We start from the raw sequence: 14,711 nt of genomic DNA, 5'->3' as shown, positions 1-14,711 counted from the left end.
ATGAGTGAAAGCACGGAAACCAGAGTCGGCGTGCCGGGTGACGCGCGTCTGGAGAATCTCAACATAGAGAAGCCGCAGTCATGGTTCTCGAAACTGCCTGTGGTGCGCGATCTGAAAATTGCCGTCGGCTGGCAGAAGGGCATGCTCGTCACCGGTCTGGTGCTGACGGGGTTCTTCCTGCTCGTGGCGGTGTTCGCGCCGTGGATCGCGCCATATGGATATGCGCAGATCAAGGGTGACGACGGTGTTGCGTTCCCGACGCAGGCCGCGCCGTCACGCGAGCATATCTGGGGCACCACGGTGGGTGGATTCGACGTGTTCAGCCGCACGGTATGGGGTGCGCGCACCGCCGTCATCGCCATTGTGGTGGCTGTGCTGCTCTCCATTTTCGCGGGCGTGTTCCTGGGGCTTGTCTCCGGGTATTTCGGCGGATGGGTGGATCGGGTGTTCGTTGTGATCGCCGACGCCGTCTACTCGTTCCCGTCGCTGCTGCTGGCGATTCTCATGGCCATTATGATCTCGGGCGGCCAATCGAGCCTGTGGGGCGGCATTCTCGCATCCGGCATTTCGATCACCGTCGTGTACATTCCGCAGTACTTCCGCACGATCCGTGCCGAGGTGATTCGCATCAAGGATTCCGCGTACATTGAATCCGCCAAGGTAGTGGGCGCCTCCACCTGGCGCATCATGAGCAAGCACCTGCTCAAGAACTCTACGCGTACGTTGCCGGTGATCCTCACCCTCAACTCGTCGGAGGCGATTCTCACGCTTGCCGGCTTGGGCTTCCTTGGCTTCGGCATCGAACCGACGGCAGCCGCGGAATGGGGCTACGACCTCAACCGTTCCGTTGCCGATGTGACCTCCGGCATTTGGTGGACCGCCGTGTTCCCCGGTCTGGCCATTGTGCTCATTGTGCTTGGCATCACGCTGATCGGCGAGTCGCTCAACGACTTGGCGGATCCGCGCCTGCGTGCGCGCAAGTCCGCCGGCGAAGTGGTCGGTTCGATCGAAGACACCTCGGTGGATTCGCCTGACGCCGGGCCTACCCCACAGGCCGTTGTGGAACAGGAGTACGCGGCCATCAAGGATGCCACCGAGAAACCTGCCAATCTGGGTGAGGATGTGAACGAATACCTCGTGACGCAGGATCCGGAGATGGCCGTGGTGAACAAAGACGTGCCGGATGAGAGCGAAGGAGTGATCGACGATGAGCGATGAGTTGGAACGCACTGGGCCAATGGGAGACAATCTGGTCGACATCAAGGGTCTGAGCGTCTCGTTCATGACGGACGCGGGCCCGATCAAGGCAATCGACGGTGTCGATTTCACCATTCCCCGCAAGACCGTGGTGGGTGTGGTCGGCGAATCCGGCTCCGGCAAATCGGTGACCGCGCGCTCGATCATCAAGCTGCTGCCCGAGACGGCCACCACTGGCGGTGCGATCTACATTCGCACCGCACAGGACGGGGCCGAAGGCTTCGATGTGCTCACCATGAGCGGCAAGGACCTGCAGCAGGTGCGCGGTGGCGCTGCGGCCATGGTGTTTCAGGAGCCGAACTCGGTGCTCAACCCGGTCTATACGATCGGCTGGCAGATCGAGGAGGGTCTGCGCGCGCACGGTTTGACCGACAAGAAGCAATTGCGGGCGAAATCAATCGAGATTCTTGAGAAGGTTGGCATTCCGGACGCCGCCACGCGCATCGACTACTACCCGCATCAGTTCTCGGGCGGCCAGAAGCAGCGCATCGTCATCGCCATGGCCCTCGTGCTCAATCCCGGACTCATTCTCGCCGATGAGCCGACGACGGCACTCGACGTGACGGTGCAGGCCGAGATCCTCGATCTGCTGCGTCTCGCCCGCGACGAATTCGGTGCCTCTGTGCTCATCATCACGCACAACATGGGTGTTGTGGCCGATCTCGCCGATCAGGTGGTCGTCATGTATCGCGGCCATGTGGTCGAGCAGGGGAGCGTGGACCAGATCTTCTACAATCCGCAGGCCGACTACACGAAACGCCTGCTGGCAGCCGTGCCGCGCATCGGGCAGCAGCTCATTGTGCGCGATGCCGCCGGACATGTGATCGAGCGCAGTGTCGATTGGCGTGAGGAGCCGGTGGTGGTCAAGGCCGAGCATATGGACATCACCTATCCGGGACACTTGATGCAACCGGATTTCAAGGCAGTGGACGATGTGAGCTTTGAAATTCACAAATCCGAGGTGCTGGGATTGGTGGGCGAGTCCGGTTCGGGCAAATCGACTACAGGCCGTGCCATCGCCGGCTTGCAGCGCATTTCCGCTGGTTCGCTCAATGTGCTGGGCATGGAGATGCGTGATTTCAAGGAACGCAAGTTCAAGCCGCTACGCGAGCAGATCGGTTTCGTGTTCCAAGACCCGGGCAGCTCCTTCGACCCGCTCATGACGATTCTCGAGAATGTGGCCGAGCCGCTCATTGTGCATGGTCGATACAAGACGGTCTCGCAGGCGAAGCAGTATGTGGGGGAGTTGCTCGAGATGGTGCAGTTGCCGCGTGCATACATGAACCGCTTCCCGCACGAGCTCTCCGGCGGCCAGCGCCAGCGTGCGTCGCTGGCCCGTGCGCTTGCGCTCAAACCGAGTCTGCTCATTGCCGACGAACCGACTTCGGCGCTCGATGTGTCGGTGCAGGCGAAGGTGCTCGAGCTGTTCAAGACGCTGCAGGTGGAGATCGGCTTCGCGTGCCTGTTCATCACGCACGATCTTGCTGTGGTGGACATGCTTGCCGACCGCATCATGGTGATGCACAAGGGCCGCATTGTCGAGCACGGCGACGCCTCGCAGATCATGCAATATCCGAGCGATCCGTATACGCGCAAGCTGCTAGCGTCGCTGCCTGTTCCGGGTCCCCGCGAGCAGGCCGCACATCGCGAGGAGCTGCGCAAGCTGCTCGCCGAGGAGGCCTAGGGAATCTGCAGATATATATTGAGCGCCCGCTATGCACGCATGTGAACGGGCGCTCGATTATCTGCGCGAAACCGGAATATTGCGAGTGCGTTCGTGTTGTGCTATATTGAAAAGTCCGGCTAGGCGAGAGCTACGCCGGTGAGTTTGATAATTCAAAAGGGGCCGATTGGTTTCGACGGTGATCTGTTCGCCTTGGAGAAGCATGCCGAGAATGTAGAGTCCGCTCGTGATGTTCTCTGCAATAAAAATAAGTGCTAAATCTAATCGCACTGAGTTCGCTCTCGCTGCCTGATTTTAAACGTAATCAGATTTAATCCAGCGAGTTAGCACTCCATCTGCTCTCCCGCGTCTTCGGGGAGAGGTCAGGTGTCGTGAGAAGACTTACTTGTGAGATTGAACTGCAGGGTCTTGCAAGAACATTTTGCTGTGGCTAGGCTCGCCGCCAGTTGTCTGCGGCATTGGCGGGGGCCGAAAATACGCTCGTTCGAGTCAGCAGACTAAGCATGTAGAAGGACGAGGGTACGGTCACCGGACCGGGGTTCAATCCCCCGCGGCTCCACAAAATACGAGAAAACCCACTGGAAACAGTGGGTTTTCGCATATGTGACCGGCTTCGGCATATATCGCGGCGCAGTGTAGACTATGGGTATCCGCGACTTGGAACAACGTTCCGGGTGAAGTACGGGAATGATGGCGAGGGCGTATGCTCTCGCCATCATTGATTGTGGCGCTATATGCCGAGCTCCTCGGTGTCGAACAGAATCGTCACCGGGCCGTCATTGACCAGCGACACGTTCATATGCGCGCCAAATCTGCCCTCCTTCACCTGAAGCCCCTGCGCGCGCAACGCCTCGTTGAATTCGAGCCAGATTCGTTCGGCATGCTCGGGCTTGCCGGCGCGCACGAAGCTCGGACGATTGCCTTTTCTGGTGTCCGCGAACAATGTGAACTGCGAGATCGACAGAACCGAGCCGCCGACGTCGTGAATCGACAGATTCATCTTGCCTTGTTCGTCTTCGAACACGCGCAGATTCGAGATCTTGTGGGCGAGCCAGTCGATCTGCCTGGTGCCGTCGGCATCGCTCACGCCGACGAGCAGCACATAGCCGGCTGCGATGGTCTGTTCGGTGAATGTCGGGTCGAGTCCGCCGGTGGCCTCATCGGTCACGGTCACGCCGGCGTGGCTCACTTTCTGCAATACGATTCTCATACCGGCACTATAGCGCGGTGGGGCATAAGAAAACCAGAGTCGCAGCAGTCTGCAGACTCCGGTTCAATGTCGGGGAAGTGTCACGCTCACTTGCTGATCTCGGCGAGGTAGTCGGTGATCTCGGCCGGGTAGGTCGGCCATGCGCCTTCCTGCGTGCACACGAATGCGGCGGTGTTCACGGCTGCGCGGTGTGCGAGGCCGAGGGAGTTGCCGTTGAGAATGCGGCCGGTGAAGGTGCCGGAGAACGAGTCGCCGGCGCCAACGGTGTCGGCCACGGTGACGTGCGGGGTTGCCAGCGTGGAGACCTCGCCGTCGTTCGACATGATCGTGGAAAAGGTGGCGCCGCCGGTGAGAATGAGGTAGCGCAGGTCGAACTGCTCGATGAACCACTTGCAGGCCTCTTCGTCGGAGGTGTTCTCGATGCCGAACATGCCGCGCATCAGCAGCAGCTCCTCGTCGTTGATCTTGAAGACGTTCGCATAGCTGAGCATCTCCTCGATGAGTTCCTTCGAATACATGTCGCCACGCAGGTTGATGTCGAAGAACTTGAGCGCGCCGTCCTTGGTGTGCTTGAGCAGTTCGATGATCGTGTCGTGCGACTCGGGGGAGCGCAGTGCCAGCGTGCCGAAGCACACGGCGTCGGCCTGCTCGACGATGTCGATGAGCTGGCGGGTGTAGGAGATGTGATCCCAGGCGACGTTCTCGACGATCGTGTACTCCGGGATGCCGTTCTTCAGGGCCACCTCGACGGTGCCGGTGGGCCATGCGTTGCGCTGCAGCACGGCGTGGATGCCGGCCTTCTCCGCGGCGATGGCGAGTTCATCGCCGAGCTCATCCTCGCCGACGGCGCTGACCGCATAGGCTTCGCAGCCGTTGTTCATGGCGTGGTAGGCGAAGTTCATCGGGGCGCCGCCGGCACGCTTGCCGGTGGGGAGCATGTCCCACAGGAGTTCGCCGAGGGAGACCACGATTGGCTTTGACATGATGTCACCTTTCTTGTGTGTTGTTGTTTGGTTGTGTCGCTTGTGAACAGATTCATTCAATTCTACGTACCGTTGGCAAAGAATTGCGATGGATGGTCGAGAATGTACGTAATCGCCACAGCTGCGGCGCCGGTCACCGCTGCATCGGTGGGCAGTGCCGAAAGCTCGATCTGCGTGGACTGCATGATCTCGGGGATCACACGCTCGCAGGCCACCTCGCGCACGCGCTGGAGCAGCGGTTCGCCGGCTTGCGCCACGATGTCGCCAATCACGATGCGAGATGGATTGAACGCGTTGCAGATGGTCACGCAGCCATAGCCGACGAACGTGCCGATCCGCTCGACCAGCTCACGTGCCTGCCCGTCGCCGGATTGCGCCCGTGCGAACAGCTCGGCGCACGCCTCGCGATGGGTGATCCGGGAATCTGTGGCGAGCATGCCGTTGCCGAGCATCGCCTCGTGTATGGCGACCGCCGAGCAGTAGCGTTCGAGGCAGCCGACATTGCCGCAATCGCATGCCTTGCCGTTCACGTCTATGCTCACATGGCCGATCTCCGTGGCCGCGCCGAGCGAGCCGTTGATCACGGTGCCGTGATCGATGACGCCCAGGCCTATGCCTTCGCCGAGCAGATAGTATGCCAGATTCTCATTCGCCGGATTCGGGTCGAAGAGATACTGGGCGAGTGCGCCGGCGCGGGCGTCCTGTTCTATGATCACCGGCACGTCGAAGGCATGTTCGAATTCGGCGCGGAAGTTGACCTGTCGCCATTGTTCCATGGATGAGACGACTGCAGTGTGCCCGCGATCGCGCAGGTAGGGTCCCGGCACGGCCATGCCGATGGCCAGGATGTGCGGGTGCTCAGCGAGCAGGCGTTTGATTTCGGCATGCAGGCTTTCGATGGCCTGCGGAATCGTCGTGTTCTCCACGGTGGGCAGTTCGCGTATGAACGACGGCTTGCCGGCGAGGTCGAACAGACCGATCTCGATGAGACTGCGCGCGAATTTGACGCCGAGCACCTGGAACGCCCGGGCATTGACCGCCAGTCCGATTGACCTGCGGTTGCCCTTGCCTTCGAGGGCACCGGTCTCTACGATTGCGCCGCTGGCGAGCAGATAGTTGCTTATCTTGCTCAGTGCCGCCGGTGTGAGGTGCAGTGCCTTGGCAATCTGTGCGCGTGAGGCGATGCCGTGGTGGTGCAGATACTGCAGTGTGCGGGCTCGATTGTATTCGCTCAGGGTTTGCTGTTCGGTGGTGGTCAGCGAGTTCATGGCACCTCCTTCGGCGTTCACTCCGTTGTGTACGGCCGCTGGGCAGCCGCGAACTCATGTGTTAACGATGTTTATATATTAACGCAGTTAATACATCGACACGCCCAAAAAACAAGGCACCCGAATCGGGTGACATGCGCGATGCCAATCCCGATTCGGGTGCCTTGGGCTATCTATGCCAAGCCGTTACTCGGACAGGTGCTCGGTGGAGTTCGAGAGCATCCATTCCGGCTTGTCGCCTTCGGTGCCCGGCTTGTCGAGGCCGATCGAGGCGCGGACTTCCTCGCTCGGGTTGAGCAGCAGCTCCACGACCTCGCTGGCCACGGACTTGCGCGAGACCTCGGTGCCCTTGAAGAGTTCACCCTTCTCGGTGATCTCGAAGTCGATCTCGTCCTTGTCGGTGAGCCATGCCGGACGAATGATCGTATAATCCAGGTCGCTGGCTTCGACCACATCTGCGGCCTTGCGGTAGTTGATGAGGTAGTCGCCGAGCACCTTGGCGTTCCATGCGCCGAACTCGCCGGGGACCTCGCCGTAGATGCCGAGCGATGAGATCCAGATCAGACGCTTGATGCCGGCCTTGTCCATCATGCTCACGACCGCCTTGGCCATGGGAACGATGTCTGCGCTGCCGTCACGGCCCGGGGCGAGGTTCGCGTACACCTCATCGGCGCCCTTGATGGCGGCGAGCACGTCATCCGGGTTCTTCGCATCGCCCTTGACGAGCGTCACGCGCGGGTTGTTCTTGATGTCGGCACCGAGTTCGTTCTCAGTGTGAATGAACAATGCCAGTTCAATGTCGTCATGGGCGAGCAGCATGTCTTCGGCAATGCGTGCGATGCGTCCGTTTGCTCCGAGTACGGCGATTCTAGTCATATTCACCTCGTAGGTCCACGCAGACTCTGCGTGCGGCGGTGTCTCCGCCAGTCTGAGGTTCATCATAGACGCGTGAAGCTGTGTTTTCGCTGAACTAGCTCTTGGCAAACATGGAATACATCACAGGTGTTCGATTTCACCGCGGAATGTGAACTGCGCGTGTGCGTCGCCGTGGTCCCGGTTGAGCAGATACTCGCGCACATACGCCATGCGTTCCACCGTGGATTGCGCAAGGGGAGCGGGCAGCTGGTCGAGCGGGAAGAAGCCCACGCCCAGATTTTCGTCGTCGCCCACGAATGGCTCGGTGTTGCCGCTCGGGTCGAGCCGGCACAGGTAGGTGAGGTCGAGGTATTGGGTCTGGTCGCCATTCGCGTACGTGACCATGCGCGTGGACGCCTTGACCGAGACGAGATCGGTGGGGATCACGTCGACTCCCGTCTCCTCCCTCACTTCGCGCGCCACGGTGTCCGCCGGATCCTCGGCGGGCTCGTTGATGCCGTAGACCAGCGCCCATTCGCCGGTGTCGAGGCGACGTCCGAGCAATACCCGACCGTCGCCGTCGGTCACATAGGCGGTGATGCCAATGAGCCACAACGGCATGTGGCCGATGTGTTTGCGAAGTTCGAGAATGAAATCGGGGGTCGACATGCTCCTGTGTTCCTTAGTTGTTCTCGGCCGCTATCTGCGCCATCCAGGCCTCGACGTCGTCGATCTGCTTCGGAATGCCGGCGGAGATCCATTCCGGGCCATCCTCGGTCATCAGCACGTCGTCTTCAATGCGAATGCCGATGCCGCGGTACTCCGGCGGAATCATCAGATCGTCCTCGCGGAAGTAGAGGCCCGGTTCGATCGTGAACACCATGCCCGGCGTGATCTTCGCACCTTGGTACGACTCATAGCGGGCCTGCGCGCAGTCGTGCACGTCAAGGCCGAGATGATGCGCGACGCCGCATGCGAGCCAACGGCGGTGCTGCTGTCCCTCGGGCGAGAGGCTCTCCTCGACGTCCACCGGAAGAATGCCCCAGTCATGCAGCCGTTCGGCGATCACGCGCATGCAGGCATGGTGGATGTCGGAGTAGGTCGCGCCCGGCTTCGCGGCTTCGAACCCGGCCTGCTGCGAGTCGAGCACGGCCTGGTACAGCTTCTTCTGGAAATCGGTGAACTTGCCGTTCGTCGGGAACGTGCGCGTGATGTCGGCGGTGTACAGCGAATCGACTTCCACGCCGGCGTCGATGAGCAGCAGCTCGCCATCGTTCACGGTGCCCGTGTTGCGGATCCAATGCAGAATCGGCGCATGGGCACCCGAGGCAATGATTGTGTCATAGCCGACCTCGTTGCCTTCCTCGCGTGAAACCGCATTGAATGCGCCTTCGAGAATGCGTTCGGAGCGTGGCTTGCCCAGTGTGCTCGGTAGCTTTCTCAGAATGTTGTCGAAGCCGTGCTTGGTGGCGTCGACGGCACGGCGGATCTCGCGCACCTCGAAGTCGTCCTTCTCCATGCGCGCTTCGGAGGCGAATTCGTGCAGCTTGTCGTCGCGCACCGTATTGTCGGCCTCATCCGGGAAACCATGCCCCTCGCGCACCTCGTTCACGATGGCCGTGATCTGCGGATCCGTCTCGCGGATCACGCGCAGCTGCACGGCGCCGTTCTCGGTACCGACGTCCTTGCCGAGCATGTCGTCCAGCTGGGCGATGTCGTGCGTCTCGATGCCGGTCATCGCCTCGAGCTCCTTCAATCCGGCGCGCGGGCCGACCCAGTACTCGCCGTAGTGTGGGTCCTTGAAGAAGTCCTGTGTGTAGTGGTCTGCGCGCGGGGCCACGAACAGCATCGGCGTATGCGTGCCATCCTCGTTCGGGTCGAGCACGAGCACCGCGCCCGCCTCGTAGTCCTGGCCGAGACCGGTGTAATAGGAGAACGCGGAATCCGGGCGGAACGCGTAGTCGCAGTCATTGTTGCGCACCTTCGGCTGGCCTGCCGGAATCACCAGACGCTCGCCGGGGAACGCCTCGCTCAGCACCTGGAGTCGTGCCGGAATGTAGGAGGCGGATTCAAGGCGTTCGATCTCGGGCTCGTTGTCGTCCCAGCCGCCGCTCATGAAGTCCGCGAACGCGTCGGAACGCGGGCGCAGCGAACGATTGTTCACGCGGTCGTTCATTGGTTGATCGTCGCCGGGCGCCCCCGCCTGCTCACGCGCCTCGTATTCCTTGTCCTGCTCGGTGATCACTTCGCTCATTGCTGCTCTTTTCTCCACTGTTTGGGCATGAGATATCTATTGCCCAACATGGTAGTCGCGGGCGCGAATCTGTTCGCCGTGCACAGCAGAACGCCAGTGTCGGCTACCGAACACAGTGTGCGGTAAACGACTGTACTGCAGCTAACTTTGGTCGTGTACCGAACGCGTTGTGCAGTGAACGACCAAAGTACGGCGAACTATGGTCGTTTACCGAACGCCGCGCGCAGGGAACGACCATATCAGAGCAGACTATGGCAGTCTGCCGAACGCCGTGCGCGGTAATCGACCAAACTTGGTGACAGTGTGGTCGTCTGATTGCGAATCTGTTCGCAGATTGACCGTTTTGGGGACAGCGATAGATTGAGTGTCGCGCTCGCTGATGCTGGAATGGAAGTACACCAATCATTCAGGAGGTGAGCGCGATGCGTAGGATATTCGCCAAGATCGCAGCCGTGATATGCGTATGCATGGTCGTGGGCGGATGCAGCGTGCGTGACGGCATGGCCGGGGCGTTCGGAATGAGGATCGTCTCGCCGGAGTCTGCAGAACTTGATGATGTGATTGCAGCGATTGCGCTCAACCCGTCGAGCAAGAAGTTCGAGACCGTCGACAAGGGCTATGTGGCACTCGTACACAGCAATGGCCGCGCGGAATACATTCAGACGGAAGGTATGCTCCAACAGCACATCGTGTGGAACGACACCGGCGTGTTCTTCCAGGACCAGAAGCGTGACTACCTGATTTCGAATGAACACGGCAAGGGATAGGTCAAGGACCGGCAAGAGACGTTCGGAACACAATGGGCGTTGGTATCGGTTGCGAACGACGCAGTGATCACCGTATACGACGCGCCGTTCACTGACCGGTCGAACTTCACGTTGCAGTGGTTCACGCCCGAGCCTGATGCATCCTTGACATTGGAGGGGGAGGTGCCGCAAGCTATCGCACAATGCACGAGCGGGACCTATGCCGTGTCTCAGGATACGACCGCGACCAATCTGTATCGCATCGACAATCCTCGGAGCGGCCGCAAGGTGGCGTCCGTGGCAAGCCTGTCGGTGCCGAAGATCGATCTGCCGCAGGTCGTTGGCGCAGCGCCTTGCATCAATGACGAGCTGTCGCTCTTGGGCACCTCGCCCTCGCCCGCTTACAAGGAAGACATCAAGCTGTGGAACCTCATCAAGTGGAACGTGAAGACGCATAAGCTCACCAGCGCCGAGGTGATCGACTTCGCCAAGGATGTGATGCGATCGCAGGACGACAACACCATGCGTTATGGCGCAGGGCTCACCGTAGGCGACCAACTGACGGTGTTCCTCGAATCCGGAGCCATCGAGACAGTGAACACAACCACGAGCCACATCGACCACCAGCACTTCCATCTTCCCGATTCACTGGGCAACGATAGCCTACCGCTCTTGAAGACCCTTCTGGCCAAAGGGACCGGCGGCTTCGCCACGGTGATCGCAGTGCCGGAGGATGGGCGCAATCGCTGCAAGATCTTCGTGTACAAGCTCTACGAATCGGACATTCAGAACCTTGATTCCGTATATGCCATCGACACCGACGGCAGACTCAACGAGATGCTGAGCGGAACAACCGATTACCTGCCGACTGACTTCGCACCCAACCCACGCATGCACTGGAAGGCTCCGGATGCCAATTGAACTTCTGATTCCTCATCGTTCGATTGCCAGAGTCCAGATTCCATCCTCCTAGCTGACGGTCATCGTCGCGCCGAGGTCGTGGAGGCTGGATTCGAGCATCTCCAGACCATGATGAGCCGAATCAGGATGTGACTTGCCCGCTGCAATCTCGTTCGAGGCGACAAGTGTGGTGCGCTCGCCGAACCTGATGCGCACCACATACGAATGGGTGCCGTGCTTGAGGATGTTGTTGCAGATCTCCGTAAGGCATGTGTTCACGAAGTTCGCAGATTCGTCTGTCGCCTCGCCAGACACATGAATCGTGCCGTTGAATCCCGCTTGTTCCAGCCGTGCCCGCTGCCTGAGCACGTTCTGGCATAGGCGAGCGCAGCTGCCGGTGGTCGTCGACTCATCCACGTTACGGGATATCGCCGTGGATGCCAGTGTGGATGCGGAAAGTGGCGTGATGATATTGGTGCGCAGATCTGCAAGCGTGGATTCCACGGTTTGCGTGATTGTCTCCAGCGACGTGCGCAGCGTGTCCGGATCGGTCTCGGCCTGAGCGTTCCGGCATAGCAGCAGTGCGTAGGAGAGCGAGCCGCCGATGTCGTCGTGCAGCGTGCGGACGAGATGAATCTGCTTGGCCTGTTCGTGCTGTTCGTATTTGAGTCGTGCGAACTCCTTGTTGCGGCGGATTGCGAGGCCTGCGAACCCATCGAGCAGGAACGTGGCGGCGAAACCGATGTCGTTCGCGTCGAACGGCACCTGGAAGATCGAGTTGTCGACCATCGTGTCGAGCGCGGCAATCACGGTGATCGGAATCGCGTATTTCGCGGGCATTTCGTAACCGATTACGATGAGCGCAAGCCAGACGCTGTAATAGACGGTCGGACCGGAGTGGACGATCGGGAAGATGTAGGAGATCCCACACAGTACTTCGACGACGATGATCGACAGACTGAACAGGACCGGCTTGGCGGCGACACCAAGCGTGAGCACGAGAATCAGTGTGCTCAAGGCAGTCTCGAAGCTGTTGAGATCCGGCCAATACGTGAGCCATTCAAACACGAGCACTGCTGCGCAGAACAATGTGCCAGTGATGATGAATGGATGCGCGCGCAGGTGGGCGACGAGTTTGGTGAGCAGTCTCGGTTTGGTTGGGGAGTCTGCAGATAGTATTTCGGTCATGTCAGATCCACCCGTTTCTTACGCAGATGACGATGTCTTCGGTGCGGGAATGGGCGTCGAGTTTCTCATACGCGCGCTTGGCGAAGGTCTTCACGCTTGACTCGCTCACGTGCATGGTGTGGGCTATCGCGGTGGTTGTAAGACCTTCGGAGTAGTGGGTGAGGGCTTGGAGTTCACTGGGGGAGAGTGGGTTTGGTTTCGTGGGGGTCGGGACCCAGCGGGTCAGGTCGTCGTGGCGGAGCATGCCGGCGAGTTGGACGATCTCCTCGACGGTGGATTCCTTGGGCAGGATGACCAAACCGGGTTCTTCGGCGATGTTCGGGAACGCGGAGATGCCGATGACGGTGATGGGGGGTTTGCGGTTTTGGAGTTCATGGAAGAGGCCGCGGCCGGAGAGGCGGGGCATGTCGATGTCGGTGAGGAGGACGTCGGGGCGGCCCTGCGCATGCAGACAGCGGGCGAGGGCATCTTCGGAGTCGGTGAGCGTCCAGATCACCTCGAGCGGGGCGTGGAAGCGTTTGAATGAGGAGCGTAGCGCCTCGGCAACCAGCGGGTCGTTGTCCACAATGCCGAGCGTGTATCGGCCGTGCCGATCCGTCGTCTCCGATGTCTCCGTCGTCATGCCTGCATCGTCATCCATACGGCCCACAAGTCCCGCGCTCAACCATGTAGGAAACACTATAGCGTGCGCTGGCGGCGGACGGTCGGGCAAGTGCATAGAATGGACGAGGTCTGTATACATACGCGGGAAGAGTGCTTATGAGCGACAATCAGATGAGTGTGCGGGACGTCGAGCGAGACATCATGAGCCGTCCGAGCGAGCGGAACACGACGAACCTGGATCTCAAGCGAATGAAGATGATCCTCGACCTGCTCGGCAATCCGCAGGACTCGTTCCGCATCATCCACATCACCGGCACGAACGGCAAGGGATCCACGGCGCGCATGGCCGAAGCGATCTGCAGGGCATACGGCATGCGGACCGGCCTGTACACGTCGCCGCATCTCGAGCATGTGAGCGAGCGCATCGCCATCGACGGGCAGCGCCTGTCCGACGACGACTTCGTGGAACTGTGGAATCAGGTGAAGGACTTCGTCACGCTCGTCGACAAGAAAATGGACGAGGAGGGCGCGCCGCGCATGAGCTTCTTCGAAGTGCTCACGGCGATGGCAATCTGGAAGTTCGCGGACGCGCCGGTCGACGTCGCGATCGTCGAGGTCGGCATGGGCGGTCGCTGGGACGCGACGAATGTGCTCGACGCGGATGCGGCGGTGATTGGGCCGATCGACATGGACCACATGGCATGGCTCGGCGACACGGTTGAGCAGATCGCGCAGGAGAAGGTGGGCATCATCAAGCCGGGCTGCACGGCGATCATCGGGCGGCAGCCGCACGAGAGTGAAGTCATGCCGATCATCGAGCAGGCGGCGGCCGAGAACCATGCGACGCTCATCCGCGACGGCTACGAGGCGGAGGTCGTCTCGCGCATGCCCGCAGTGGGAGGCCAGATGGTCACGCTGCGCACGCCGAACGGCACCTACGCCGACGTGCCGGTCGACAAGTTCGGCGAGCATCAGGCGCACAACGCGCTCGCGGCATTGTGCGCGTGCGAGGTGGTGATTCCGGTTAGCGGCGCGCTCGACGGCGATCTGGTGGCCGAGGCGTTGAGTTCGGTGAAGATTCCGGGACGCATCGAACAGGTGCGTTCGTCGCCGACGCTCATCATCGACGGCGGCCACAACGTGAACGCCGCCGAGGCGTTGCGCGCGGCGATTGAGGAGAACTACGACTTCACGCAGCTCGTCGCCGTCGTCGCGATGATGGAAGACAAGCAGGTGGAGGAATATCTCGGCGTGCTCGAACCGATTGTCAGCGAGCTCATCGTCACCGAGAATTCGTGGACGGACCGCGTGATGCCTGCCGACAAGCTCGCCGAGATCGCGCGCGGTGTGTTCGGGCCGGAGCGCGTCACCTGCATTCCATCGCTGCCGGATGCGATTCAGGAGGCGGTGAACCGCGTGGATGCCGACGATGAGCTCGGCGTGGGCTACGGGCACGGCGTGCTCATCTGCGGCAGTTTCGTCACCGCGGGCGACGCGCGCATGCTGCTCAAGGAGAGCGTGCACCCGGATTTGACGAAGCCGAAGGCCGAGCGCGTGCATCAGGTTGCCGTGGATCCGGAATATCGGCAGAAGGCACAGGAAGCGGACGCTGCGGAGATCGATTATGAAACCGATGCGAACCCGGATTTCGACGTCGACGACGTGCTCGGTCTGAAGAAGATCGCGGAAGACGGCGAATCCGGGGATACCGAATCCGAGTGATATCGCCGCGGTTTGGTCGTTTTCTTCACACGGTGTACGGT

At 60.6% G+C, this 14,711-nt stretch carries 13 protein-coding genes and 1 other RNA gene; 6 read left to right on the top strand and 8 right to left on the bottom strand.

The window, feature by feature from the left end; translation table 11 throughout:
* From BANAN_RS05865 to ssrA, 3 genes are all read left to right on the top strand, one after another.
* Complete coding sequence (locus tag BANAN_RS05865) at positions 1-1,218, top strand: ABC transporter permease (RefSeq protein ID WP_014697996.1); 1,218 nt, start codon at positions 1-3, stop codon at positions 1,216-1,218.
* On the top strand, positions 1,208-2,941 hold the full coding sequence (locus BANAN_RS05860; protein WP_014697995.1) for a dipeptide ABC transporter ATP-binding protein: 1,734 nt from the start codon (positions 1,208-1,210) through the stop codon (positions 2,939-2,941). Before BANAN_RS05865 ends, BANAN_RS05860 begins: the two co-directional genes overlap by 11 nt.
* A 158-nt stretch (positions 2,942-3,099) precedes the next feature.
* Positions 3,100-3,503: a transfer-messenger RNA gene (gene ssrA, locus BANAN_RS08260) on the top strand.
* A 168-nt stretch (positions 3,504-3,671) separates the two neighbouring features.
* On the opposite strand, the gene dtd is transcribed toward ssrA, so the two are convergent.
* The 6 genes from dtd to BANAN_RS05830 form a co-directional block, all read right to left on the bottom strand.
* Positions 3,672-4,151 (bottom strand): D-aminoacyl-tRNA deacylase, encoded by a 480-nt coding sequence (gene dtd / locus BANAN_RS05855; protein WP_041777033.1) that lies wholly within the window; start codon positions 4,149-4,151, stop codon positions 3,672-3,674.
* Between the two features lie 86 nt (positions 4,152-4,237).
* Complete coding sequence (locus tag BANAN_RS05850) at positions 4,238-5,134, bottom strand: carbohydrate kinase family protein (protein ID WP_014697993.1); 897 nt, start codon at positions 5,132-5,134, stop codon at positions 4,238-4,240.
* Positions 5,135-5,196: 62 nt separating this feature from the next.
* Positions 5,197-6,402: an ROK family protein gene (locus BANAN_RS05845; protein ID WP_014697992.1), complete on the bottom strand. Its 1,206-nt coding sequence runs from the start codon at positions 6,400-6,402 to the stop codon at positions 5,197-5,199.
* Between the two features lie 186 nt (positions 6,403-6,588).
* A complete protein-coding gene (locus BANAN_RS05840; RefSeq protein ID WP_014697991.1) occupies positions 6,589-7,278 on the bottom strand; it encodes an NAD(P)H-binding protein in 690 nt (229 codons plus the stop codon).
* 120 nt (positions 7,279-7,398) lie between these two features.
* Positions 7,399-7,926, bottom strand: a complete 528-nt coding sequence (locus BANAN_RS05835) for an NUDIX hydrolase (RefSeq protein ID WP_014697990.1) — start codon at positions 7,924-7,926, stop codon at positions 7,399-7,401.
* Positions 7,927-7,939: 13 nt separating this feature from the next.
* Complete coding sequence (locus BANAN_RS05830) at positions 7,940-9,511, bottom strand: aminopeptidase P family protein (RefSeq protein WP_014697989.1); 1,572 nt, start codon at positions 9,509-9,511, stop codon at positions 7,940-7,942.
* Between the two features lie 422 nt (positions 9,512-9,933).
* Here BANAN_RS05830 and BANAN_RS05825 point away from each other — a divergent pair, with 422 nt between their 5' ends.
* Positions 9,934-10,278, top strand: a complete 345-nt coding sequence (locus tag BANAN_RS05825) for a hypothetical protein (RefSeq protein WP_014697988.1) — start codon at positions 9,934-9,936, stop codon at positions 10,276-10,278.
* A 63-nt stretch (positions 10,279-10,341) separates the two neighbouring features.
* Positions 10,342-11,178, top strand: a complete 837-nt coding sequence (locus BANAN_RS08640; RefSeq protein ID WP_237705787.1) for a hypothetical protein — start codon at positions 10,342-10,344, stop codon at positions 11,176-11,178.
* 48 nt (positions 11,179-11,226) lie between these two features.
* On the opposite strand, the gene BANAN_RS05815 is transcribed toward BANAN_RS08640, so the two are convergent.
* Together BANAN_RS05815 and BANAN_RS05810 are read right to left on the bottom strand one after the other, a co-directional pair.
* A complete protein-coding gene (locus BANAN_RS05815; protein WP_014697986.1) occupies positions 11,227-12,345 on the bottom strand; it encodes a histidine kinase in 1,119 nt (372 codons plus the stop codon).
* 1 nt (position 12,346) lies between these two features.
* Positions 12,347-12,967, bottom strand: coding sequence for a response regulator transcription factor (locus tag BANAN_RS05810; RefSeq protein ID WP_041777143.1), 621 nt, complete (start codon positions 12,965-12,967; stop codon positions 12,347-12,349).
* Between the two features lie 137 nt (positions 12,968-13,104).
* On the opposite strand from BANAN_RS05810, the gene BANAN_RS05805 reads away from it, so the two are divergent.
* Positions 13,105-14,670 carry a bifunctional folylpolyglutamate synthase/dihydrofolate synthase gene (locus BANAN_RS05805; RefSeq protein ID WP_014697984.1) on the top strand — a complete coding sequence of 522 codons (1,566 nt, stop codon included), beginning with the start codon at positions 13,105-13,107 and terminating at the stop codon, positions 14,668-14,670.
* Positions 14,671-14,711: the final 41 nt, after the last annotated feature.

The organism is Bifidobacterium animalis subsp. animalis ATCC 25527 (genome assembly GCF_000260715.1).
In the GTDB taxonomy this organism is placed as follows: Bacteria; Actinomycetota; Actinomycetes; order Actinomycetales; family Bifidobacteriaceae; genus Bifidobacterium; species Bifidobacterium animalis.
The sequence above is the reverse complement of the archived record's forward strand: the minus strand, read 5'-3'. Positions and strand labels throughout refer to the sequence as shown.

Excerpts from the sequence above, each read along its gene's own strand:
- BANAN_RS05810 (WP_041777143.1), bottom strand. The coding sequence starts at position 12,967 with ATGACGACGGAGACATCGGAGACGACGGATCGGCACGGCCGATACACG.
- BANAN_RS05835 (WP_014697990.1), bottom strand. The coding sequence starts at position 7,926 with ATGTCGACCCCCGATTTCATTCTCGAACTTCGCAAACACATCGGCCAC.
- dtd (WP_041777033.1), bottom strand. The coding sequence starts at position 4,151 with ATGAGAATCGTATTGCAGAAAGTGAGCCACGCCGGCGTGACCGTGACC.
- BANAN_RS05830 (WP_014697989.1), bottom strand. The coding sequence starts at position 9,511 with ATGAGCGAAGTGATCACCGAGCAGGACAAGGAATACGAGGCGCGTGAG.
- BANAN_RS05845 (WP_014697992.1), bottom strand. The coding sequence starts at position 6,402 with ATGAACTCGCTGACCACCACCGAACAGCAAACCCTGAGCGAATACAAT.
- BANAN_RS05825 (WP_014697988.1), top strand. The coding sequence starts at position 9,934 with ATGCGTAGGATATTCGCCAAGATCGCAGCCGTGATATGCGTATGCATG.
- BANAN_RS05860 (WP_014697995.1), top strand. The coding sequence starts at position 1,208 with ATGAGCGATGAGTTGGAACGCACTGGGCCAATGGGAGACAATCTGGTC.
- BANAN_RS05850 (WP_014697993.1), bottom strand. The coding sequence starts at position 5,134 with ATGTCAAAGCCAATCGTGGTCTCCCTCGGCGAACTCCTGTGGGACATG.
- BANAN_RS05840 (WP_014697991.1), bottom strand. The coding sequence starts at position 7,278 with ATGACTAGAATCGCCGTACTCGGAGCAAACGGACGCATCGCACGCATT.
- BANAN_RS05865 (WP_014697996.1), top strand. The coding sequence starts at position 1 with ATGAGTGAAAGCACGGAAACCAGAGTCGGCGTGCCGGGTGACGCGCGT.
- BANAN_RS05805 (WP_014697984.1), top strand. The coding sequence starts at position 13,105 with ATGAGCGACAATCAGATGAGTGTGCGGGACGTCGAGCGAGACATCATG.
- BANAN_RS05815 (WP_014697986.1), bottom strand. The coding sequence starts at position 12,345 with ATGACCGAAATACTATCTGCAGACTCCCCAACCAAACCGAGACTGCTC.